Raw genomic sequence first — 21418 nt, forward strand, 5'->3', positions numbered from 1 at the left:
TGGGGGTCAGCCGTCGTCGTGGTCGGCGGGAAACCCCGCCGAGGAATCGGAAGTCACGGTCTCGCGCGCCAGCGGCGCCGATGCCAGAGGAAGGGGGGCGCCGGCGGCGTCGGCGAAGAAGCGTCGGGCACGCGCCTGGTCGGCATGGATCTGCGCCTTCAGCTCGTCGAGGTTCTCGAACTTCACCTCGCCACGCAGCTTGGCACAGGGCAGCACCGAGAGGCGCTGGCCGTAGAGGTCGCCGTCGAAGTCGAACAGGTGGACCTCGAGCACCGGGCGATGGCTGCCGACCGTGGGGCGCCAGCCGATATTGGCCACGCCCTCGACACAGCGCCCGTCGGGCAGCGCGGCGGTGACCGCGTAGACGCCCTGCAGGGCCAGCGAGCGCGCGGGCTGGGGCAGGTTGGCGGTGGGCACGCCGATGGTGCGGCCGAGCTGGCGGTCGCGCACCACCCGCCCCCCTAGGCGGTAGGGGCGGCCCAGCATGCGCGCGGCCTGGGCGAAGTTGCCGCTGGCCAGCAGGGTGCGCACCCGGGAGCTGGAGACCCGCTCGTCATCCATCAGGAAGGTCCGGGTGTGCTCGACCCCGAAGCCCTGCTCGGCACCCACCGCCTCCAGCAGCGCGAAGTCCCCGAGGCGGTCGCAGCCGAAGCGGAAGTCGTCGCCCACCACCAGGTGACGCACGCCGAGCCCGCGGACCAGCACCAGCTCGATGAACTCCCGGGCGGTGAGGCCGCGCAGGCCGTCGTTGAACGGCAGGCAGAGCACCCGGTCGGCGCCGAGTTCGGCCAGCAGCTCGACCTTGTCGCGCAGCCGCGTCAGCCGCGGCGGTGCCTGGTCGCCGGCGAAGAACTCGCGGGGCTGGGGCTCGAAGACCACCACGGTAACCGGCAGCGACAGCGAGCGGGCCCGCTCGCGCAGCTGATCGAGGATCGCCTGGTGGCCACGATGGACGCCATCGAAGTTGCCGATGGTCGCCACGCAGCCCCGATGCTCGTCGCGCAGGTTGTGCAGTCCTCGAATCACTTGCATGGGCGTCATCGCGAGTGGGTAAAGGGATCGATTATAACGGACCGGCGGCCCCTTGACAGCCGACGCGCCCTGGACATCGGCATGCATCTGCCTACGGCGTCCGCGGAAAGCCCCGGGAGTCGAAGCGGATCCCGGCGAATCCGAAGCCATAGGGGCCGAGTGCCTCGTGCTCCAGCCGCCAGCTGTTGTCGCGGCCGAAGCGCACGGCCCGCATCATGGCCACCAGATCGAGGCGCCAGGTGTCCGCCTCGCGGACCAGGAAGTAGGGCGGGCACTGGCGCTCGGCCAGGGGCGCCAGCAGCACGGCACGCCGTTCCCCGGCATCGGTCAGCTCACGCGCCACGGGGCAGCCGGCCAGGCTGCGCGCCATGGTGTCCATCTGCGCCGGGGTCATCACCCAGTCCGCCAGCATATCGCGCGTCGCACGGCTGTAGATCGCGAGTTTTGGGTTGTCGTTGCGCGCCGCCATGGCGCGCCGATAGGCCGCCAGCACGTCACGGGGCAAGCCCCGCTCGTCGACCGTCACCCGAGCATCGCGGGGCACCGCTCGCCCCTCGCCGAGACGCGCCGGCAGCCGCGCCCCGGCACCGCCACTGCCGGCGATGGCCGGCACCGGCTCGCCCTCGGCCTGCTGGGCCTGGGCCACGATCAGCTCGGTGCTGGCCAGGATACCATCGGCGACCCGCCCCACGGCGAAGAACTCGGTCATCTGGCGCGCCTCCAGATAGGCGACGAAGGCATCGACGAACTGCCCCTCCAGGCCATGCCCCACCTCCAGGCGCACCTGGTCGGCCGATACGTCCAGCACCAGCAGCAGACCCCGGCCCTGATCCCCCCCGACGCCATGACGACGCACATAGTCGACGGCGAAGCGATCGAGATCGCCCAGCTCGCGGTCGATCACCACCCGGTAGTCGATAGCGTGGTCGGCCGCCAGCAGGGCGTGATATTCCGCCAGGCGTTGGCGCTCCGCCTCGTCAAGCAGGTCGACCCTGTCTTCGACTCGCGCCAGGTCGTCCGCTGCCCGCTCGGGGCCACCGGCCCACCAGAGACCGCCCACCACCAGCACACCGGCCAGCACCGCCAGCCATCCGGGCAGCTGGAGCCCCGACCGGGCCAGCCGCCAGCTCAGCAGCAGCAGGCCGAGCCCGACCAGCAGGCCATTCGCCCCGGGAAGGTCGATCATGCCCGGCGCCTCCTATTCGAACGCCACGGGGACCGGCTCCTCCGCCCCGGGCCGCGCCTCGAAGTAGTCACGGGGGGCCAGCCCCAGCGAGCCCGCCACCCAGCGCCCGATGAAGCCGCGCAGGGCGCCGTTGTAGTCGCGCACCGCCGCGTTATAGCGCAGGCGGGCCACATTGATGCGGTTCTCGCTACCTTCCAGTTGGGCCTGCAAGCGCAGGAACTGATCGCCGCTGCGCAGCGCGGGATGCTCGCCGGCCTGGCGCATCAGGCGGGCCAGCTCCCGGGAGAGCGCCGCTTCCAGTCCGGCGAACCGCGCAGGGTCCGCCTCATCCCGGGCGGTCGCCAGGGCGGCGCTCAGGGCGGCGGCGCGTTCGCGAACCAGCCGCACCAGCGTCTCGCTCTCGTAGGTCATGTGCTGCTGGACGCTGCGTACCAGGTTCGGCACCAGGTCGGCGCGACGCTGCAGGGTACTCTCGACGTCTGCCCAGGCCGCCGCCACACGTTCCTCGCTGCCCACCAGGCGGTTATGGGTCAACCAGGGAACGGCGATCAGCAGCGCCCCCAGCAGCACGATGATCAGCAGGCGGACGGTGCCACCATCGATACGACGACTGCCCTGGGTTTCCTCCATGCCGCGTCCTCCGCTGTCATTACTTCAGCCAGCATAGACGCTCCCGGCAGGCCTGAAAGGCGAGCGCAGTGGCTAGCCTCGCAGCCGGAAGTGACGCAGACGGACGCCGCAGGCGGCCAGCCAGGCGAAGTAGGCCAGTGCGCCGGCCGCCACCAGCAGCGCCAGCCAGCCGATCCGCTGCCACAGCGACCAGTCGAGCCAGGCCTGCCAGCCGGGCGACAGCCAGGCCAGCCCTAGCCCCATCACCGCGCAGCCGCCGACGAGCTGCACCCCATAGCGCCCCCAGCCTGGCTGGAAGACCAGCACCCCCTGCTTGCGCAGCAGGTAGCCCAGCAGGCCGGCGTTGAGGAAGGCCGAGAGTGCGGTGGCCAGCGCCAGGCCGGCATGGGCCAATGGCCAGATCAGGATCAGGTTGAAGACCATGTTGGCGACCATGGCGATGATGCCGACCTTCACCGGCGTCTTGGTGTCCTGGCGGGCGAAGAACCCCGGGGCCAGCACCTTGATCAGCATGAAGGCGACCAGCCCCAGCGCATAGGCGCGCAGGCTCATCGCCGCCATGGCGATGTCATGGTCGGTCATGGCGCCGTAGTGGAACAGGGTGATCAGCAGCGGCTCGGCCAGCACCGCCAGCGCCAGCGCCGCCGGCAAGCCCAGCAGCAGTACCGCACGCAGCGCCCAGTCGAGCATGGCGGCGAAGTGCTCGCCGGACTGCTCGGCGTGGCGTTTGGACAGCGCCGGCAAAATCACCGTGCCGATGGCGATGCCGAACACCCCCAGCGGCAATTCCACCAGGCGGTCCGAGTAGTACAGCCAGGACACGCTGCCCGCCGCCAGCAGCGAGGCCAGCACGGTGTCCAGCAGCAGGTTGATCTGCGACACCGAGACCCCGAACAGGGCCGGCGCCATCAGCCGCAGGATGCGCCGCACCCCCTCATGGGCGAAGCGCGGCCAGGGGCGCGGCAACAGTCCCAGCCGGGCCAGGAAGGGCACCTGGAAGAGCAGTTGTGCCGCGCCGGCGATCAGCACGCCCCAGGCCAGTGCCAGGGCCGGCTCGCTCATCAGCGGCGTCAACAACAGGGCCGCGCCGATCAGCGAGAGGTTGAGCAGCACCGGGGTGAAGGCCGGCACGGCGAAGCGGTTCCAGGTGTTGAGCACGCTGCCGGCGAAGGCCGTCAGCGAGATCAGCAGCAGGTAGGGGAAGGTCAGGCGCAGCATGTCGGCGGTGAGCGCCAGCTTCTCGGGGTCGCGTCCGAAGCCCGGCGCGAATGCCCACACCAGCCAGGGGGCCGCCAGCATGGCCAGTGCCGTGATCAGCAGCAGCACGGCGGCGAGGCTGCCGGCCACGGCGTCGAGTAGCTCGCGCACCTCCTCCCGGGTGCGCCGGGTGGCATACTCCGAGAGCACCGGCACGAAGGCCTGGTTGAAGGCGCCCTCGGCGAACAGCCGGCGCAGGAAGTTGGGCACCTTGAAGGCGACGAAGAAGGCATCCGCGCCCTGGCCGGCCCCCAGCAGCGCGGCGATCACCACATCGCGGGCCAGGCCCATCACCCGGGAGAGCATGGTCATGGCGCTGACGATCATCCCCGAGCGCATCAGCCCGCCGCCGCGGGGGGCGACCGCGCGGGTCGACTCGTCGGACGTCGCCGGGGGGCGGTCGGAGGCTTGCTGGGGATTGGGATCGGTCACCGCGCTCTTCCTTGCCAGACCTGTGGGGATATCATCGGGCACAAAAAAACCGGCCGCAGCCGGTTTTTCGATGGTGTGCCCCCGTCAGGCGCGGGCACCCATTAGGCGTCCGGCGCGCTTACGCAGCCAGGGCCTTGATGCGCTTGTTCAGGCGGCTCTTCAGGCGTGCGGCCTTCTTCTTGGACAGCACGTCCTTGTCGGCGATACGGTCGATGACCGGCTGCGCCGCCTTGAAGGCATCCATGGCCTGGGCGTGGTCACCGCCGTTGATGGCCTTGATGACGCGCTTGATGTAGGTGCGGACCATGCTGCGCTGGCTCGCCTTCAGGACACGACGGCCTTCTGCCTGACGGGCGCGCTTGCGGGCTTGCTTGCTGTTAGCCACTGACTGTCTCCTTGGAGAAAGTTGTCACCGCCGACTCGGGCGGCTTTTGATATCGGTTTGATCCAACAGGGAAATCGAGAAATCCCCGTCGGCTTGGCCATCCGGCCGACTGCGGCTCGGGGACGCAGTCGCTACGGGCCGTGTCTGAGAGGATGGCGTATCCTATCACGCGACCCGGCGGCTTGCCAGCCTCGCCGTGGGGCCAGGCCGCGTCATGACTGGCCTAGAGCACCACCAGGTTGTCGCGATGGATCAGCTCCGGCGCCTCCATGTAGCCGAGGATGGCCTCGATGCGATGGCTGGGCTGGCCCAGCAATCGCTGCGCCTCGTCGGCCCCATAGTTGACCAGCCCCTTGGCCACCCGCTGCCCGGCCTCGTCGACGCAGAGCACCATGTCACCGCGCACGAAGTCGCCGGACAACGCCTTGACCCCCACCGGCAGCAGGCTGGAGCCGCTGCCGCGCAGCACCTTCACCGCCCCGGCATCCAGGGTCAGGCTGCCGCGCACCTGGAGCTGCCCCGCCAGCCAGCGCTTGCGCGCCGCCATGGGCGCCCGTTCGGGGGTCAGCAGCGTGCCCAGCCGCTCGCCGTCGGCCAGCCGCTGCAGCACGGCCGACTGGCGGCCACTGGCGATGACGGTGACCGCGCCGGAGCGGGCCGCCAGCCGGGCAGCGCGCACCTTGGTCGCCATGCCACCGCGCCCCAGCGCCCCGCCGCCGCCGGCCACCGCGGCCAGCCGGGCGTCGTCGGCACGTCCCTCGGCGATCAGCCGGGCATGCGGGTCGTGACGCGGATCGGCATCGAAGAGCCCTTCCTGGTCGGTGAGGATGACCAGGGCGTCGGCCTCCAGCAGGTTGGCCACCAGGGCGCCGAGGGTGTCGTTGTCGCCGAAGCGGATCTCGTCGGTGACCACGGTGTCGTTCTCGTTGACCACCGGCACCACCCGCATGTCCACCAGGGTGCGCAGCGCCGAGCGGGCATTGAGGTAGCGCTTGCGATTCGAGAGGTCGTCATGGGTCAGCAGGACCTGGGCGGTGATCAGGCCGTGGCGGGCGAAGTGGCCCTCGTAGCATTCGGTGAGGCCGTTCTGGCCCACCGCGGCGGCGGCCTGCAGGGCATGCACCGCCGAGGGACGCAGCTGCCAGCCCAGCCGCACCATGCCCGCGGCCACGGCGCCGGACGATACCAGCACCACCTCCACGCCGCGCCGATGCAGCTCGGCGATCTGGTCGACCCAGCCGCCGATGGCGGCCTCGTCGAGACCCCGGCCATCGTTGGTCAGCAGGGCACTGCCGATCTTCACCACCACGCGCCGCATGGCCTTCAGGGCCTCGCGACCGGGTACCTGCTCGTTGCTCACTATCCTTCCCTCGACTCGACCGTGGCTACCGCTTCCCTTCGACCCTCACGGGGCGTACTCGATCTCGACATCGTAATCATCGCCGTCGAAGTCGTCGTCATCCTCGTCGTCCCGCTTGCGCTTGCGGCCCAGCCGCGCCTCGGTGCGCGCCACCGCCTCGTCCTCCATGCGACGGCGCATCTCGCGCTCGCGCTCGGCGGCCTCCTCGTCCTCGTTCTCCAGTTGGCGCTGCTCGGTCAGCCAGCGATGGGCCGCCTGCACCAGGGCCTCGGTGCCCTCGCCGCTGATCGCCGAGACACGGAACACCGGCCCTTCCCAGCCCAGGCGCCGCACGATCTCGTCGGCCGCCGCCTCGCGCTCCTCCGCCGGCAGCAGGTCGAGCTTGTTGAGCACCAGCCAGCGTGGGCGTTCGGCCAGCGTCGGCGAGAACTGGCCCAATTCGTGGACGATGGCCTCGGCGGCCTGCACCGGATCGGACTCGTCGAAGGGTGCCACGTCGACGACGTGAAACAGCAGCCGAGTGCGGGTCAGGTGCTTGAGGAAGCGCAGCCCCAGGCCCGCGCCATCGGAGGCGCCCTCGATCAGCCCGGGAATGTCGGCCATCACGAAGTGCTCGTGCTGGCCGATCTTCACCACGCCGAGGTTCGGCACCAGGGTGGTGAAGGGGTAGTTGGCCACCTTGGGCTTGGCCGCCGAGACCGAGCGGATCAGCGTCGACTTGCCGGCGTTGGGCAGCCCCAGCAGGCCGACATCGGCCATCACCTTCATCTCGAAGCGCAGGTTGCGCCGCTCCCCCTCGGTGCCCGGCGTGGTACGACGCGGCGCCCGGTTGGTGGAGGACTTGAAGTGGATGTTGCCGAGCCCCCGGCGACCGCCCTGAGCCACCAGCACGACCTGGCCGATCTCGGTGACGTCGGCGATCACCTCTAGGGTGTCCTCGTCGATCACCGTGGTGCCGACGGGCACCTTGACGTGCAGGTCGTCGCCGGCCCGCCCGCTCATCTGCCGCCCCTGACCGGGCTGACCGTTCTGCGCCTTGTAGAAGCGCTGGTACTTGAAGTCGATGAGGGTGTTGAGGGCATCGTCACCGATCAGGTAGACGCTGCCACCGTGGCCGCCATCCCCGCCATCGGGACCGCCCTTGGGCACGTACTTCTCGCGGCGGAAGCTCAGGCAGCCATTGCCGCCCTTGCCGGCTTCCACGATGATCGAGGCTTCGTCGACGAACTGCATCTGTCATTCTCCTGGCGGTGCATACCGCCATGATACAAGAAGGCCCCGCCATGGCGGGGCCTTCTCGCGACAAATTCGGGCGGTCTCAGGCGGAGACGACGCTCACGAACTTGCGGTTTTTCGGGCCCTTGGTCTCGAACTTGACCACGCCTTCGTCCAGGGCGAACAGGGTGTGGTCCTTGCCGATACCAACGCCGGTGCCGGCGTGGAACTTGGTGCCACGCTGACGGACGATGATGTTGCCCGGGGTCACGGCCTGACCGCCGAACAGCTTCACGCCAAGGCGCTTGGATTCGGAATCGCGACCGTTACGTGTGGAGCCCGCTGCCTTCTTATGAGCCATTGCAAATACCTCGCTCGTTCAGGGGAACTGACGCTTACGCGGAGATCCCGGTGATCTTGACTTCAGTGAACCACTGACGGTGGCCCTGACGCTTCATGCTGTGCTTGCGACGACGGAACTTGATGATGGTCACCTTGTCGCCACGGCCGTGGGAAACGACCTCGGCCGCCACCTTGGCACCGTCGACGGTCGGGGCGCCGACCTTGACGTCGTCATCGCTGCCCACCAGCAGGACCTCATCGAACTCGATGGTGTCGCCGGTCGGCACTTCCAGCTTCTCGAGCTTGAGAGTCTGGCCTTCCTGAACGCGGTACTGCTTGCCACCGCTCTTGATAACTGCGTACATGCTTGTCTCTCCGGTACTCATCGGGGTTGGCTCTTCATCGACCTGCTTCGAGTGGCGCCCCTTCCGGCAACCATCTGACAGGGAGCGAGATGAGTGGGTCGCGGATTATAACCGCGCCGCCATCGCCACACAACCCGCAATCCGCCCCGCTCGCCGACAGACCGGCCGGGGCCGAAGCCCGGACGGCGCCTGCCTTGACGCCCCCCCGGGGTGCCCATAGCATGACCGGCAACCCCAGGCCGGCGCAGACACGCGAAGACGCCCCGTTCCGGCCCCCACCTTCTTGTCGATGCCACCTCCATGCCAGCCACCCCTTCGTCGCCACAGCTAGACGCCGCCATCCCCGCCACGCCCATCCATGCGGTGGTTGCCGAGGACTTCGCCGCGGTCAACCGAACCATCCTGACACAGCTGGCCTCGCGGGTACCCCTGGTGGAGACCATCGGGCAATACATCATCGGGAGTGGCGGCAAGCGGTTGCGTCCGCTGCTGGTCCTGCTGGCCGCCCGTTCGCTGGGTTACCAGGGCGACCGCCACGTCACGCTCGCCACCCTTATCGAGTTCATGCACACCTCGACCCTGCTGCATGACGACGTGGTGGACGAGTCCCACATGCGCCGTGGCAAGGCCACCGCCAACAACGCCTGGGGCAATGCCCCCTCGGTGCTGGTCGGCGACTTCCTCTACTCCCGCTCCTTCCAGATGATGGTGGACGTGGGCTCGATGAAGATCATGGAGGTGCTCTCGGCGGCCACCTGCACCATCGCCGAGGGCGAGGTGCGGCAACTGACCAACGTCGGCAACCCCGACGTCGACGAGGCCGCCTACTTCGAGACCATCCAGGGCAAGACCGCCATGCTCTTCGAGGCGGCCTCCCACAGCGGCGCGATCATCGCCGACGCCACGCCGGAGCAGGAGGCCGCCCTGCAGGCCTATGGCCGCTACCTGGGCCTGGCCTTCCAGCTGATCGACGACCTGCTCGACTACCAGGGCGACGCCGAGGCCATGGGCAAGAACGTCGGCGATGACCTGGCCGAGGGCAAGCCGACCCTGCCGCTGATCCAGGCCATGGCCGTGGGCACGCCCGAGCAGGCCAAGGTGGTACGCCGCGCCATCCGCCAGGGCGGCCTGGAACAACTCGACGCGGTGCTGGCCATCATCAACGACACCGGCGCGCTCGACTACACCCGCGCCCGGGCCGAGGAGATGTCGGCCAAGGCCCTGGCCCAGCTCGACCTCCTGCCCGACTCCGTCTTCCGCGAGAGCATGGCCGAGCTGGCCCGTCTCGCCGTGGATCGCCGCAACTGAGGATTCGCTGCGCGCCCCAATCGGGGCTTGCAACACCATGACGAATCCGTATAATGCGTCTCCGTTGAGGCGACAGCCCAACGCATCGGAGTATAGCTCAGCTTGGTAGAGCGCTGCCTTCGGGAGGCAGAGGTCGTAGGTTCGAATCCTGCTACTCCGACCACCGGATACCCAGGGCCCCGCGAGAGATCGCGGGGCCCTTTTCGTTGCCTACCCCCTCGCTCAGCCTCTTGCCACCTTCACGGCCGTGCCCGTGGCCACCAGGAAGAGCATCGACTTGCCGCCGCCGGAGATCTCGCTGTAATCGAGATCCACCGCAATCACCGCATTGGCGCCCAGCCTCTCGGCCTCGCGACGCAGCTCGTCCAGACAGGCGATGCGGGCGTCACGCAGGGCATCCTGGGAGGACTTGTTGCGACCGCCGAAGAAGTCGCGCAGGCCGGCGAACATGTCCTTGAACACGTTCATGCCGAACACGCACTCGGCCGAGACGATATCGAGGTGCTCGGTGACGCGATAGCCCTCGAGATGGGACGAGGTGGTCAGCAGCAGGCGATCGGACATCGGCGGTTCCCTCTTCTCAAGATGACCGGGGCCGGCCCCACGGCGGTTCCGGCGGACCTCTTCACATTAGGCGGTTTGCGCGGTGCTGCGCAACGCGACCCTAGTCGTCTGGCGATGCGCCTCGCGCGATCCGCAAGCCATGCTGCCTGAGCTTGCGCACCACGCTGGGCTGGCTGATGCCCAGTCGCTCGGCGATCGCGTAGGTGGAGGTCCGCTCGCCGCACAGTTCGGCCAGGATGGCCCGCTCGGTGCGCGCCAGGGCCGCCTTGAGCGTTTCCCCGCCGCGCAAATCCTCGCCGCCGGGCGCCGTGGTCAGCAGGCCGCTCGCGCCCACGCTGGGCGCTCCGCCCGGCGCGGCACGCGGATGCCCGGTGCCGTCCTGGCCATCGGGGCGGATGACATCATCCGCCGCCGACAGCCAGGCCCGCTCGAGCCAGTTCTCCAGCTCGCGTACGTTGCCGGGCCAGTCCCGGCCCATCAGTTGCTGCCAGACATCCCGGGCCATGATCTTGTCGCGACCGTAGCGGTCATTGAGGCGCCTGAGCTGGCGTTCGACCAGCCCGGGGATATCCTCGCGGCGCTCGCGCAGCGGTGGCAGCGTCACGGGAATGACATTGAGGCGATAGTAGAGGTCCAGGCGGAACTGGCCGGCCTCCACGAGACGCGCCAGGTCCTGATTGGTCGCCACCACCAGGCGGAAGTCGACGCGCCGCGGCCGGGTATCGCCCAGCCGTGTGACGCTGCTGTCCTGGATGACCTTGAGCAGCTTGGTCTGCATCGCCAGGGGCAGCTCGCCGATCTCGTCGAGGAACAGCGTGCCGCCCTCGGCCTGCTCCATCAGGCCCGCCTTGCCTCCCGGCGCGGCGCCGCTGAAGGCCCCGTGCCGGTAGCCGAACATCTCCGACTCGAACAGGCTCTCCGGGATCGCCCCGCAGTTGACGTCGATGAAGGGACCGGCCTGGCGCCGGCTCCAGCGATGCAGCTGCCGCGCGAAGGCGGTCTTGCCGACGCCGGACTCGCCGAGCATCAGCACCGTGGCGTCCGTGGGCGCCACCCGCTTGAGCAGCAGCGCGACCTCGCGCATCACCCCGCTGCGCACTTCCAGGTCGTCCAGCTCGGCCTCGAGCCCCGGCTCGTCGGCGACGCCGCTGCGCCGCAGGTGATCGCTGAAGCGCCGCTGCAGCAGGGCGTATTCCTCCTGCAGCAGCTGCAGGTCGGTGAGGTCCATGGAGCGGCTGACCACGGCGGCCAGCCTGCCGTCCCGGAACACCGGGTGGGCCTGGGCGATGACCCGGCGCCCGGTGCCCGTCACCTGCATCAGCTGGGCCGGCTTGCCGGTGCGCATCACCTCGAGGCTCACCGAGGGCTTGAGCACGCCCTGGGCCTCCAGGGCCTGGACGGTGGTCCGGCAGAGCGCCTCCCGGGACATGCCGTAGACCGCCGCCGCCGCCGGACTCACGTCGAGGACGCGGCCGTCGGCATCGACCACGAAGAAGTGATCATGGGCGGTGTCGATGATGGTGCGCAGGATATCGCTGTCGATGTCGATGTCGCCCATGGGCCCTACCGATACAGAAGTGGATCGTTGATGCAGGAGTGTATCATCCCGGGCGAGGCAACGATCCATTTCTGCATCACTCAGACACAAACCCTTTCTATATCAGCATGTTAAAAGCTGGCACGTTTCCTGCTTCGAAATGCAGGACACCCATAGCGAGACGGAGCCTTACGTGAGCGACTTCAATCAGCCCCTGGGCGGCAACGAGATGCCGCGCTTCGGCGGGCCGGCCACCATGATGCGCCTGCCCACCCAGACCAGTGCCGCCGGCCTGGATGCCGCCTTCATCGGCGTGCCCATGGACATCGGCACCTCGAATCGCCCCGGCACCCGCCTCGGGCCGCGCCAGATCCGCGACGAGTCGCGCATGCTGCGTCCCTACAACATGGCCACCCGCGCCGCGCCCTTCGACAGTCTGCAGGTCGCCGATATCGGCGATGTGCCGATCAACACCTTCAACCTGCCCAAGAACCTCGACATCATCTCCCGCTACTACGACGAGGTGCTGTCCCACGGCTGCGTGCCGCTGACGCTGGGCGGCGATCACACCCTGACCTGGCCGCTGCTGCGGGCCATCGCCAGGAAGCACGGCCCGGTCGGGCTGATCCACATCGACGCCCACGCCGACGTCAACGAGCACATGTTCGGCGAGGAGGTCGCCCACGGCTGCCCCTTCCGCCGCGCCCAGGAGGAAGGGCTGCTGGACAGCAAACGGGTGGTGCAGATCGGCCTGCGCGGCACCGGCTACGCCGCCGACGACTTCGACTGGTGCCGCGACCAGGGCTTCCGGGTGGTGACCGCCGAGCAGTGCTGGTACAAGTCGCTCGAACCGCTGATGGCCGAGGTGCGTGAGCAGATGGGCGATGCGCCGGTCTACATCTCCTTCGACATCGATGGCCTGGACCCCTCGGTGGCGCCCGGCACCGGCACCGTCGAGATGGGCGGCCTCACCGGCCAGCAGGGCCTGGAGATCGTGCGCGGTGCCTGGGGCCTCAACGTGGTCGGCGGCGACCTGGTGGAAGTCGCCCCGCCCTACGATCCCAGCGGCAACACCGCGCTGATGGGCGCCACCCTGCTCTACGAGATGCTCTGCGTCCTGCCCGGCGTCCGGCGCCGCGACTGACGCCCTCTGGGCATCGTCACAAGCGCCCGGTCACGGGCGCCCACCGCTGACCACTACTACAACATCAACGAGTGAGACCCCCATGTCCTCCCATCTGGATTCTGCCGACAACATCAACACCGAGGGGGCGCCTCTCAGCCCCCACGGGCTGATCAAGTTCCTCGTTCCGTCCCTGCTGGGCGTGCTGCTGTTTCTGGTGCCCTTCTCCACGGGCGACACCATCAATATCGGCATGGGCCTGATGGCCGATGGTCTCAAGGCCCTGCTCGGCGAGGCGCTGCCGGCCATCGCCACTCTGCTGCTGTGCCTGTCGGTGCTGCTGACCGGCATCGTCAAGCTCACCCGGCCCGGCTGGGCCCGGGAGGGCATGCTGCGAGAGCTGTTCGACGTGGCCCCCCTGTGGGTGGTCATGCGCTCGCTCGGCGCCCTCTTCGCGCTGATGACCTACTTCCAGGTCGGCCCGGAGATCATCACCGCCTCCTTCACCGGCGGCGTGATGCTCAACGACCTGGCGCCGGTGCTGCTGACCTTCTTCTTCTTCGCCGCCATTCTGCTGCCCTTCCTGGTCGACTTCGGCTTCATGGAGTTCATCGGTAGCCTGGTGCGCACGCCCTTTCGCATCATTTTCGGCCTGCCGGGCCGCAGCGCCATCGACGCCACGGCCTCCTGGATGGGCTCCGGCACCGTCGGCGTGCTGATCACCACCCAGCAGTACGAGCAGGGCTTCTACAATCGCCGCGAGGCCTCGGCGATCGCCACCAACTTCTCGATCGTCTCCATCGCCTTCGCGCTGCTGGTGACCAGCTTCATCGGCATCAATCACCTGTTCGTGCCCTTCTACCTCACCGTGGTCGTCGCCGGCCTCATCGCCGCCGTCATCGTGCCGCGGCTGCCGCCGCTGTCACGCAAACCGAACAGCTACTACGAGCCGGTCGGCTGCCAGATCCAGGAAGAGAACACCGGCAACCAGAACCTGCTGCGCTACAGCCTGGGCGTCGCGGTGGCTCGCGCCGAGAAGGCCCCTGGGCCGGTCAGGCTCGCCAAGCTCTCGCTGTTCAACGTCGCCGACATCTTCTTCGGCCTGCTGCCGCTGGTGATCGCCATCGGCACCGTGGCCCTGGTGCTGGCCGAGTTCACGCCGCTGTTCACCTGGCTGTCCTATCCCATGGTGCCGGTGCTGGAGTGGATGCAGGTGCCCGAGGCCGAGGCGGCCGCCCCGGCGACCCTGGTCGGCTTCGCCGACATGTTCCTCCCGGCGGTGCTGGCCAGCGACATCGAGAGCGAGCTGACGCGTTTCGTGATCGCCTGCCTGTCGCTGACCCAGCTGATCTACATGTCGGAGATCGGCGCCCTGCTGCTCAAGTCCAAGATCCCGCTCAAGCTCTGGGAGCTGGTGGCCATCTTCCTGCTGCGCACCGCCATCACCCTGCCGATCATCGTGGTCATGGGCCACTGGCTGGTGGGCTGAGGACACCCCCATGCCCCTGAATGGAGAGACACCGATGACCTGCGCCGAACTGCTGATCCGCCTGCTGCGCGACACCTACGGCACCGATACCGTGTTCGGCATCCCCGGCGTGCACACCGTGGAACTCTACCGCGGCCTGGCGGGCGGTGAGGCGAGCGGCCTGCGCCACGTGACACCCCGCCACGAACAGGGCGCCGGCTTCATGGCCGATGGCTACGCCCGGGCCACCGGCCGGCCCGGGGTCTGCTTCATCATCACCGGTCCCGGCATGACCAACATCGCCACCGCCATGGGCCAGGCGCTCGCCGACTCGGTGCCGATGCTGGTGATCTCCAGCGTCAGCCGTCGCGACACCCTGGGCCGTGGCCAGGGACGGCTGCACGAACTGCCGAGCCAGCAGCAGCTGGTCGCCGGGGTCGCCCGCTTCAGCCAGACGCTGCTCGACCCGGATACCCTGCCGGAGACCCTGGCCCGGGCCTTCGCGGTGTTCGAGGGCGCCCGCCCGGGGCCGGTGCATATCGAGATCCCCATCGACCTGTTCGCGGCCCCGGTGCGCGCGCCCCGCGCCTGGCACCGCCGCGCCCTGGCGCCGGCCGCGCCGGCCGAGGCGGCGCTGGCCCAGGCCGTCGACTGGCTGGGCCGCGCCGAGCGTCCGCTGGTACTGCTCGGCGGCGGCTGCGTGGACGCCCCCGAGGCCGCGAGATCCCTGGTCGAGGCCCTGGATGCGCCCACCGTCACCACCATCAACGCCAAGGGCCTGCTCGGCCGCGACCACCCCCTGGACCTGGGCGCCAATGCCTCGCTGCCCGCGGTGCGTGCGCTGGCCCGGGAGGCCGACGTGGTGCTGGCCATCGGTACCGAGCTCGGCGAGACCGACTACGATGTGGTGTTCGACGACGGCTTCCGCCTGGACGGCCGGCTGATCCGGGTGGATGTCGACCCCCAGCAGCTCGCCCGCAACCAGGCCGCCGACCTGGCCCTGGTGGCGGACGCCGGCCAGGCCCTGGAGGCCCTGGCGGCGCGCTTCGCCGGCGTGCGCCTGTCCCGCGACGGGGTCGCCCGCACCCGCGCCACCCACGCGACCCTGGACCTGGCCCGGGACCCGGCCTTCGCCGTCTATATGCCATTGTTCGCGACCCTGCGCGAGGCCCTGCCCGAGGCCATCCTGGTCGGCGATTCCTGCGCCACCACCTACGCCGCCAACCACCTGGTCGCCCAGCCGGCCCCGCGGCGTTTCTTCAACGCCTCCACCGGCTACGGCACCCTCGGCTACGGCCTGCCGGCGGCCTTGGGCGCCAGCCTCGCCCGGCCCGACCTGCCGGTGGTCGCGCTGGTCGGCGACGGCGGCATCATGTTCACCCTCAGCGAGCTGGCCTGCGCGGTGGAGGAACGGCTGCCGGTGGTGATCCTGCTCTGGCACAACCAGGGCTACGAGGAGATCCGCCGCTTCATGGACGACGCCGGCGTCACCCGCCTGGGCGTCGACATCCGGGCCCCGGACTTCCTGAGCGTGGCCCATGGCTTCGGCTGCCTGGCCACCCGCGTCGGCGCGCCCGCCGAGCTGGCCCATGCCCTGGCCACCCGGCCCACCGACGGCCCCCTGCTGATCGAGATCGATGCCGACGCCTGGCTGGCCGTCGTCGACTGACTTCTCCCCTTTCCCCGAGGCCGGCCCCGCCGCCGGCCCAACCGGAGCCTTGCCGTGCAACGACTGACCAAACAGTTCATCGATAACCACTGGGTCGAGAGCCAGGCCACGCGCCGCCTGGCGGTGACCGATCCCTATCGCCAGGTGCCGATCGCCGAGCTCACCGCCGGCGAGGCGGCCGACGTCGACGCCGCGGTGGCTGCCGCCCGCCGCGCCCTGCCCGCCTGGCAGGCCCTGGGCGGCGGGCGCCGGGCCGACTACCTCGACGCCTTCGCCGACGCCCTCACCGAGCGCCGCGAGGCGCTGATGCGCGTGTCGGCGACCAACAACGGCAAGGCACTGGCCGAGGCCGGCATCGACCTGGACGATGCCATCGCCTGCTACCGTTACTATGCCGGCCAGGCCCGGGCGCTCGAGGCACGCCAGGGCCGCCTCGTCGAGCACGGCCTGGACGGTATCGAGGCCCGCAGCTACGAGGACCCCGTGGGGGTCGCGGGCCTGATCACCCCCTGGAACTTCCCGCTGGTGACCAGCGCCTGGAAGATCGCCCCGGCGCTGGCCGCCGGCTGCACGGTGGTGTTCAAGCCCTCCGAGGTGACGCCGCTGCCCGAGCAGGCGGTGGCGGAGATCGCCCTCGAGATCGGCCTGCCCCCGGGAGTGCTCAACCTGGTGCACGGCGACGGCGAGGGCATCGGCGCGCCGCTCACCGCCCATCCCGGCGTCGACAAGCTGTCCTTCACCGGCAGCAATGCCGTGGGCGAGAAGGTCATGCGTGCCGCTGCCGAGGGCGTGCGCGGGATTTCGCTGGAACTCGGCGGCAAGTCGCCGATCCTGGTGCTCGAGGATGCCGACGTCGAGGCGGCCGCCGACTGGGTAATGGCCGGCATCTACTTCAACTCCGGCCAGATCTGTTCGGCCACCTCGCGGCTGATCGTCCATGCGTCGCAGGCCGAGGCGCTCTATGCCGCGCTCGCCACACGCATCGACACCATCCGCCTGGGCGATCCCCTGAACGAGGCCACCGACATGGGGCCCATGACCAGCGCCCGACAGCGCCAGACCGTGGAGGGCTACCTGACCATCGCCGCCGAGGAAGGCCTCGTCGCGGTGCGCGACGCCCGCCATCGCGGGCTGCCCTCCCAGGGCGAGTTCGTCGCCCCGACGCTGTACCGCGACGTGCCCACCGACAGCCGCCTGTGGTGCGAGGAGATCTTCGGCCCGGTGCTCTGCGCGCGCAGCGTCGAGAGCGATGCCGAGGCCATCGCGCTGGCCAACGACTCGGCCTTCGGTCTCGCCGCCACGGTGATCTCGGGCGATGCCGAGCGTGCCAGGCGGGTGGGTCGCGCCCTGCGCGCCGGCAGCATCTGGTACAACAGCGAGCAACTGGTGATGCCGGAGGCCAGCTGGGGAGGCTTCGGGATCAGCGGCATCGGCCGCGAACTCGGCCCCCGGGGACTCTCCGCCTATCTCGAGGTCAAGCACCTGATCGGTCCGGCGGACTAGGCGCCCCCTGACGCGAAGACCCGCGGCGCCCCGCCTGGGCAGGGGGCCGTCCCGCGGGCGATGAGCGCAACCGACTAGGCAAGCTCCGCCGGCAGCGCCCGGGCCCGCTGGATCTCGATCAGGCGCGCCTGACCGGCATCGAGCGACGACCAGGGCCCGTCGAGCGTCAGGCGGGCGAGACTGGCGGTGGGCAGCAGCTTGCCGTCGTCGGGCACGGGGGGCGGTTCGGGCAGCAGCCAGACCAGGAAGGCCTCGAGGCCGGGATTGTGGCCGACCACCATCAGTCGCGAGACCCTGGCGGGGCAACGCGACACCGCCTGCGCCAGCGCCTCGGGACCGGCCGCGTAGAGGCGCGCCTCGATCGTCACGGCGTCGCGGGCCAGTCCCATGGCCTTGGCACAGGTCTCGGCGGTGGCCCGGGCACGCACGGCGGGCGAGGCCAGGATCCGCTCCGGCACCCGCCCCTCCCGGGCGAGCCAGGTCCCCATGCGCCGGGCGCCGCGCTTGCCGCGTTTGTTTAGCGGCCGCGCCAGGTCGCCCACCGGTGTCGACCAGTCGGACTTGCCGTGGCGCAGCAGTAGCAGTTCCCGGGGCATAACGTGCCTCCTTGGCGATGACGAGGCCCCCGATGGGGCGGAAGCCTTGCATCACCGCGGAACGATCCCTCCTCCGGCGACGCTAGACCGGCCGCCTCGCCGTCGGCCGGGCATCATGGGCAGGTGATCTCAGGATAGCCACCCGCCGCTCCACAGGCGCGCCCCTCGGGCCCAGGGCGCCTCATCGCCACGGCATCCCCGCGACAGCCAGCAATCTCCCGCGCATTTTCCCGCCTGGCCTGCCCCCCCTTCCCGTAGAATCCGCCTGTTCGGTGCCGGGCTGCCGTCACCGCGGGTCGGCCCTGGCACAGGGGTGCCACTTCTTGCCATCTTCGCGGTCCAACCCGGCCACAACGGCATCACCTGTGCGCATGCGGCGGGCCACCCCGGCAGCAATAGGCGACAATCTCGAGACAACGAGATAACGTCGCCAGGTAGGCACCCAAGCCGAAGGAAAGGATGCATGATGGATATCCGGCCGCCCCGCACCGACCCGGTGCCCGATCCGCTGCGGGTCCGACGCTATCGGCAGGCCCCGGAGCGGGGCCCCAGGCTGCTGTTCTTCAGCGGTGGTTCGGCGCTCGAGGGCCTCTCGCGCCGACTGCAGCGCTACAGCCACAACACCATCCACCTGGTGACCCCCTTCGATTCCGGCGGCAGCTCGGCCACGCTGCGCGACGCCTTCGGCATGCCGGCCCTCGGCGACCTGCGCAGCCGCCTGATGGCCCTGGCGGACGAGGCCGTCCCGGACCATCCGCGCATCTGCCGCCTCTTCAGCCATCGCCTGCCGATGGAGGCAGCGCCGGAAGAGCTGCGGGCCACCCTCGAGGCGCTCGTCAGCGGCCGACATGCCCTGGTCGCCGATCTCACCCCCGCCCTGCGCCGGCCGCTCTGCCGCCAGCTCGGCGCCTTCCGGGCGGCGATGCCTGCGACCTTCGACCTGCGCGGGGCCTGCATCGGCAACCTGATCCTGGCCGGCGGCTACCTGGCCAACCACCAGCAACTCGATCCCATGGTCCGGCAGGCCGCCGAGCTGGTGCGGGTGCGCGGCACCGTCCGCGCGGTGGTCGACCATGACTACCACCTGGCGGCCACCCTGGCGGATGGCCGTCGGGTGCTCGGCCAGCACCGCATCACCGGCAAGGAAGTCCCGCCCCTGGACACCCCCATCGCGCGGATCGACCTCTCCGCCAGCGGCGAGGCGCATGTCCCGGTCACGGCGGCGCTGCCCGAGGACAGCCGCCGGCTCATCGCCACCGCCGACCTGATCTGCTACCCCCCCGGCAGTTTCTATTCCAGCGTGCTCGCCAACCTCCTGCCCGCCGGGGTCGGCCGGGCCATCCGCGACACCCCCTGCCCGAAGGTGTTCATCCCCAACCCGGGCCATGATCCCGAACAGCTCGGCCAGGACCTGCCCGGTCTGGTCTCGGCCCTGCTCGAGACCCTGCGCCGGGACACCGGCGAGGACTGTCCCACCGCCGCCCTGCTCGACGTCATCCTCATCGACAGCCGGCACGGCGACTATGTCGGCCAGCTCGACGCCGACAGCCTGGCCGAGCTGGGCGTGACGCTGCTCGACATCCCCCTGGTCAGCGAGCGCAGCGCCCCCCACTTCGACGATGACCTGCTGGTGGCCGCCCTGATGTCGCTCGCCTGACTCGGCGCCCGACGCTGTCGTCTGGCCGCAGCGACGCGATGACGAAGGCCTCCATGGCCTGGGCCGCCGGAGACAGGCTGCGCTGCCCGGCCCTCAACAGGCCCAGCTCGCGCTCGACCAGGGAATGGTCATCCCGGCACACCACGTCGATGGCACCGCGCATCGATGGCGTGAAGGCCAGGCCGTCGTCCTGCTGCCACAGGCTGGTGATCCCCGCTTCGACCTCAGCGCCGGCCACCAGGCGCCTGACGAAGTCCGCATTGCCGTCCTGAAGACTGCCCCGCGGCTCGGGGTAGCGGTGGATGAAGTCACTGAACAAGGCCGGCATCGAGGCCCAGACCCGCCAGCCCCTGGACAACCTCGTCCATACCCTGGAGATGGCCGGCGCCGGCATGCAGGCCCTGACCCAGCTGCTGATCCATGTCACCGCCCGGGAGGACCTGGCCACGGTCAACCGCGTCTACGCCGAGTACGTGAGCGAGCCCTACCCCAACCGGGCCGCCATCATCGTCTCCGGCTTCGCCCGCGAGGCGATGCGCCTGGAGATGGTGGCCTATGCCGCGGTGCCGCCCGGCACGGCCTGAAGCCCCCCATCCCTGAACGGGGGCGGCGCGTCGCGCCCCGCGGCACACGACTAGCTCACCACCAGGCTGGCCTCGCGGCTCCTGAGGCCGAATGCCTCCGCCACCGCCGCATGGGTGATCCGGCCATCGTGGACATTGAGCCCCGCCAGGAAGTGGGGATCATCGGCCAGCGCCTGCCGCCAGCCCTTGTCGGCGAGCGCGATGATGTAGGGCAAGGTGGCATTGGTCAGCGCCTGGGTGGAGGTCCGGGCGACGGCGCCGGGCATGTTCGCCACGCAGTAGTGCACCACGCCATCGACCAGGTAGGTCGGCTGGGCATGGGTGGTCGCCTGGCTGGTCGCGAAACAGCCGCCCTGATCGATGGCCACGTCCACCAGCACGCTCCCCGGTTTCAAGTCGGCCAGCATCTCGCGGGTGATCAGCTTGGGCGCCGCCGCCCCCGGCACCAGCACGGCACCGATGACCAGGTCGGACTCCCTCACCACCTGCTCCAGCGCATCGGCGGTGGAATACACCGTCTTCATGCGTCCCTGATAGCGGTCATCGAGCTGCTCGAGACGCGCGATGGACCTGTCCAGCACGCTGACCTCCGCGCCGAGTCCCAGGGCCATTCGCGCGGCGTTCTCGCCCACCACGCCCCCTCCGATCACCGCCACCTTCGCCGGCGCGACCCCCGGCACCCCGGGCAGCAGGATGCCGGCGCCGCCCTGGGCCTTCTCCAGGCTGTGGGCCCCGGCCTGCACCGCCATGCGGCCGGCCACGGTGCTCATCGGCGCCAGCAGGGGCAGCCCGCCCTGGCGATCGGTGATGGTCTCGTAGGCGATGCAGGTGGCGCCGCTCTCCATCAGTCCCTGGGTGAGGTCCTCCTCGGCCGCCAGGTGCAGGTAGGTGAAGAGCGTCTGGCCGGCGGTCAGGCGCGCCACCTCCTCGCGCAGGGGTTCCTTGACCTTGAGGATCAGCTCGGCGTCATGCCATAGGGCCGCCACATCGCGCTCGATCCGCGCCCCGGCCGCCTCGAAGGCCGCATCCGCAAAGCCGGCCCCGTCTCCCGCCCCGGCCTGGAGCGTCACACGATGGCCACGACCGACCAGTTCACGGGCCCCGGAGGGGGTCAGGGCCACACGGTACTCATGATTCTTGATTTCCCTCGGGACGGCGATGTGCATGGGCGCTCCTCGTTGTCGTCATTGGCGGGTGGTTTGACG

The 21418-nt window shown here is 69.9% G+C and carries 21 protein-coding genes and 1 tRNA gene; 8 read left to right on the forward strand and 14 right to left on the reverse strand.

Going from position 1 to position 21418, the window contains the following annotated elements; translation table 11 throughout:
- Window positions 1-6: 6 nt before the first annotated feature.
- The 9 genes from ribF to rplU form a co-directional block, all read right to left on the reverse strand.
- Complete coding sequence (gene ribF, locus QWY76_RS14200; protein WP_290311957.1) at window positions 7-1032, reverse strand: bifunctional riboflavin kinase/FAD synthetase; 1026 nt, start codon at window positions 1030-1032, stop codon at window positions 7-9.
- 91 nt (window positions 1033-1123) lie between these two features.
- Window positions 1124-2218, reverse strand: coding sequence for a TPM domain-containing protein (locus tag QWY76_RS14205; RefSeq protein ID WP_290311958.1), 1095 nt, complete (start codon window positions 2216-2218; stop codon window positions 1124-1126).
- A 12-nt stretch (window positions 2219-2230) separates the two neighbouring features.
- Window positions 2231-2848, reverse strand: a complete 618-nt coding sequence (locus QWY76_RS14210) for a LemA family protein (protein WP_290311959.1) — start codon at window positions 2846-2848, stop codon at window positions 2231-2233.
- Window positions 2849-2920: 72 nt separating this feature from the next.
- On the reverse strand, window positions 2921-4444 hold the full coding sequence (murJ, locus tag QWY76_RS14215; RefSeq protein WP_290312054.1) for a murein biosynthesis integral membrane protein MurJ: 1524 nt from the start codon (window positions 4442-4444) through the stop codon (window positions 2921-2923).
- A gap of 211 nt (window positions 4445-4655) precedes the next feature.
- Complete coding sequence (gene rpsT / locus QWY76_RS14220) at window positions 4656-4922, reverse strand: 30S ribosomal protein S20 (protein ID WP_126485083.1); 267 nt, start codon at window positions 4920-4922, stop codon at window positions 4656-4658.
- 223 nt (window positions 4923-5145) lie between these two features.
- Complete coding sequence (proB, locus tag QWY76_RS14225; RefSeq protein WP_290312055.1) at window positions 5146-6240, reverse strand: glutamate 5-kinase; 1095 nt, start codon at window positions 6238-6240, stop codon at window positions 5146-5148.
- An 87-nt stretch (window positions 6241-6327) separates the two neighbouring features.
- Complete coding sequence (gene cgtA, locus QWY76_RS14230) at window positions 6328-7515, reverse strand: Obg family GTPase CgtA (RefSeq protein WP_290311960.1); 1188 nt, start codon at window positions 7513-7515, stop codon at window positions 6328-6330.
- Window positions 7516-7600: 85 nt separating this feature from the next.
- Window positions 7601-7858, reverse strand: coding sequence for a 50S ribosomal protein L27 (gene rpmA, locus QWY76_RS14235; protein WP_097790539.1), 258 nt, complete (start codon window positions 7856-7858; stop codon window positions 7601-7603).
- A 34-nt stretch (window positions 7859-7892) separates the two neighbouring features.
- Window positions 7893-8204, reverse strand: coding sequence for a 50S ribosomal protein L21 (gene rplU / locus QWY76_RS14240; protein ID WP_183384360.1), 312 nt, complete (start codon window positions 8202-8204; stop codon window positions 7893-7895).
- 300 nt (window positions 8205-8504) lie between these two features.
- Here rplU and ispB point away from each other — a divergent pair, with 300 nt between their 5' ends.
- Both ispB and QWY76_RS14250 read left to right on the forward strand, forming a co-directional pair.
- On the forward strand, window positions 8505-9512 hold the full coding sequence (gene ispB / locus QWY76_RS14245) for an octaprenyl diphosphate synthase (protein WP_290311961.1): 1008 nt from the start codon (window positions 8505-8507) through the stop codon (window positions 9510-9512).
- 86 nt (window positions 9513-9598) lie between these two features.
- A tRNA-Pro gene (locus QWY76_RS14250) sits at window positions 9599-9675 on the forward strand.
- Between the two features lie 59 nt (window positions 9676-9734).
- Here the strand turns inward: QWY76_RS14250 and QWY76_RS14255 are convergent.
- Complete coding sequence (locus tag QWY76_RS14255; protein WP_290311962.1) at window positions 9735-10076, reverse strand: YbjQ family protein; 342 nt, start codon at window positions 10074-10076, stop codon at window positions 9735-9737.
- 100 nt (window positions 10077-10176) lie between these two features.
- Window positions 10177-11634 (reverse strand): sigma-54 interaction domain-containing protein, encoded by a 1458-nt coding sequence (locus QWY76_RS14260; protein ID WP_290311963.1) that lies wholly within the window; start codon window positions 11632-11634, stop codon window positions 10177-10179.
- Window positions 11635-11806: 172 nt separating this feature from the next.
- Between QWY76_RS14260 and speB the strand changes: the two genes are divergently transcribed.
- From speB to QWY76_RS14280, 4 genes are all read left to right on the forward strand, one after another.
- Window positions 11807-12757, forward strand: coding sequence for an agmatinase (gene speB / locus QWY76_RS14265; RefSeq protein WP_290311964.1), 951 nt, complete (start codon window positions 11807-11809; stop codon window positions 12755-12757).
- Between the two features lie 82 nt (window positions 12758-12839).
- Window positions 12840-14225 carry a YjiH family protein gene (locus tag QWY76_RS14270; protein WP_290311965.1) on the forward strand — a complete coding sequence of 462 codons (1386 nt, stop codon included), beginning with the start codon at window positions 12840-12842 and terminating at the stop codon, window positions 14223-14225.
- A gap of 10 nt (window positions 14226-14235) precedes the next feature.
- A complete protein-coding gene (locus QWY76_RS14275; RefSeq protein WP_290311966.1) occupies window positions 14236-15873 on the forward strand; it encodes a 5-guanidino-2-oxopentanoate decarboxylase in 1638 nt (545 codons plus the stop codon).
- A gap of 54 nt (window positions 15874-15927) precedes the next feature.
- The gene (locus QWY76_RS14280) at window positions 15928-17376 is read left to right on the forward strand and encodes an aldehyde dehydrogenase family protein (protein ID WP_290311967.1); all 1449 of its coding nucleotides are present in this window, start codon (window positions 15928-15930) and stop codon (window positions 17374-17376) included.
- 74 nt (window positions 17377-17450) lie between these two features.
- Here the strand turns inward: QWY76_RS14280 and QWY76_RS14285 are convergent, their stop codons facing one another.
- The gene (locus QWY76_RS14285; protein ID WP_290311968.1) at window positions 17451-17972 is read right to left on the reverse strand and encodes a SixA phosphatase family protein; all 522 of its coding nucleotides are present in this window, start codon (window positions 17970-17972) and stop codon (window positions 17451-17453) included.
- A 463-nt stretch (window positions 17973-18435) separates the two neighbouring features.
- Between QWY76_RS14285 and QWY76_RS14290 the strand changes: the two genes are divergently transcribed.
- Complete coding sequence (locus tag QWY76_RS14290; protein ID WP_290311969.1) at window positions 18436-19629, forward strand: GAK system CofD-like protein; 1194 nt, start codon at window positions 18436-18438, stop codon at window positions 19627-19629.
- Here the strand turns inward: QWY76_RS14290 and QWY76_RS14295 are convergent.
- The gene (locus QWY76_RS14295; protein WP_290311970.1) at window positions 19562-19948 is read right to left on the reverse strand and encodes a LysR substrate-binding domain-containing protein; all 387 of its coding nucleotides are present in this window, start codon (window positions 19946-19948) and stop codon (window positions 19562-19564) included. The two genes, QWY76_RS14290 and QWY76_RS14295, sit on opposite strands and share 68 nt — an antisense overlap.
- Here QWY76_RS14295 and QWY76_RS14300 point away from each other — a divergent pair.
- Complete coding sequence (locus QWY76_RS14300) at window positions 19932-20213, forward strand: RidA family protein (RefSeq protein WP_290311971.1); 282 nt, start codon at window positions 19932-19934, stop codon at window positions 20211-20213. The two genes, QWY76_RS14295 and QWY76_RS14300, sit on opposite strands and share 17 nt — an antisense overlap.
- A gap of 50 nt (window positions 20214-20263) precedes the next feature.
- Here QWY76_RS14300 and ald read toward each other — a convergent pair whose 3' ends face one another.
- Window positions 20264-21379, reverse strand: coding sequence for an alanine dehydrogenase (gene ald / locus QWY76_RS14305; protein ID WP_290311972.1), 1116 nt, complete (start codon window positions 21377-21379; stop codon window positions 20264-20266).
- Between the last annotated feature and the right edge of the window lie 39 nt (window positions 21380-21418).

The organism is Halomonas maura, assembly GCF_030409305.1.
Taxonomy (GTDB): Bacteria; Pseudomonadota; Gammaproteobacteria; order Pseudomonadales; family Halomonadaceae; genus Halomonas; species Halomonas maura.

Excerpts from the sequence above, each read along its gene's own strand:
- ribF (WP_290311957.1), bottom strand. The coding sequence starts at position 1,032 with ATGCAAGTGATTCGAGGACTGCACAACCTGCGCGACGAGCATCGGGGC.
- rpmA (WP_097790539.1), bottom strand. The coding sequence starts at position 7,858 with ATGGCTCATAAGAAGGCAGCGGGCTCCACACGTAACGGTCGCGATTCC.
- QWY76_RS14290 (WP_290311969.1), top strand. The coding sequence starts at position 18,436 with ATGATGGATATCCGGCCGCCCCGCACCGACCCGGTGCCCGATCCGCTG.
- QWY76_RS14285 (WP_290311968.1), bottom strand. The coding sequence starts at position 17,972 with ATGCCCCGGGAACTGCTACTGCTGCGCCACGGCAAGTCCGACTGGTCG.
- proB (WP_290312055.1), bottom strand. The coding sequence starts at position 6,240 with ATGCGGCGCGTGGTGGTGAAGATCGGCAGTGCCCTGCTGACCAACGAT.
- cgtA (WP_290311960.1), bottom strand. The coding sequence starts at position 7,515 with ATGCAGTTCGTCGACGAAGCCTCGATCATCGTGGAAGCCGGCAAGGGC.
- QWY76_RS14255 (WP_290311962.1), bottom strand. The coding sequence starts at position 10,076 with ATGTCCGATCGCCTGCTGCTGACCACCTCGTCCCATCTCGAGGGCTAT.
- QWY76_RS14260 (WP_290311963.1), bottom strand. The coding sequence starts at position 11,634 with ATGGGCGACATCGACATCGACAGCGATATCCTGCGCACCATCATCGAC.
- rplU (WP_183384360.1), bottom strand. The coding sequence starts at position 8,204 with ATGTACGCAGTTATCAAGAGCGGTGGCAAGCAGTACCGCGTTCAGGAA.
- ispB (WP_290311961.1), top strand. The coding sequence starts at position 8,505 with ATGCCAGCCACCCCTTCGTCGCCACAGCTAGACGCCGCCATCCCCGCC.
- QWY76_RS14270 (WP_290311965.1), top strand. The coding sequence starts at position 12,840 with ATGTCCTCCCATCTGGATTCTGCCGACAACATCAACACCGAGGGGGCG.
- QWY76_RS14300 (WP_290311971.1), top strand. The coding sequence starts at position 19,932 with ATGAAGTCACTGAACAAGGCCGGCATCGAGGCCCAGACCCGCCAGCCC.
- QWY76_RS14205 (WP_290311958.1), bottom strand. The coding sequence starts at position 2,218 with ATGATCGACCTTCCCGGGGCGAATGGCCTGCTGGTCGGGCTCGGCCTG.
- QWY76_RS14275 (WP_290311966.1), top strand. The coding sequence starts at position 14,236 with ATGCCCCTGAATGGAGAGACACCGATGACCTGCGCCGAACTGCTGATC.
- QWY76_RS14210 (WP_290311959.1), bottom strand. The coding sequence starts at position 2,848 with ATGGAGGAAACCCAGGGCAGTCGTCGTATCGATGGTGGCACCGTCCGC.
- ald (WP_290311972.1), bottom strand. The coding sequence starts at position 21,379 with ATGCACATCGCCGTCCCGAGGGAAATCAAGAATCATGAGTACCGTGTG.
- murJ (WP_290312054.1), bottom strand. The coding sequence starts at position 4,444 with ATGCGCTCGGGGATGATCGTCAGCGCCATGACCATGCTCTCCCGGGTG.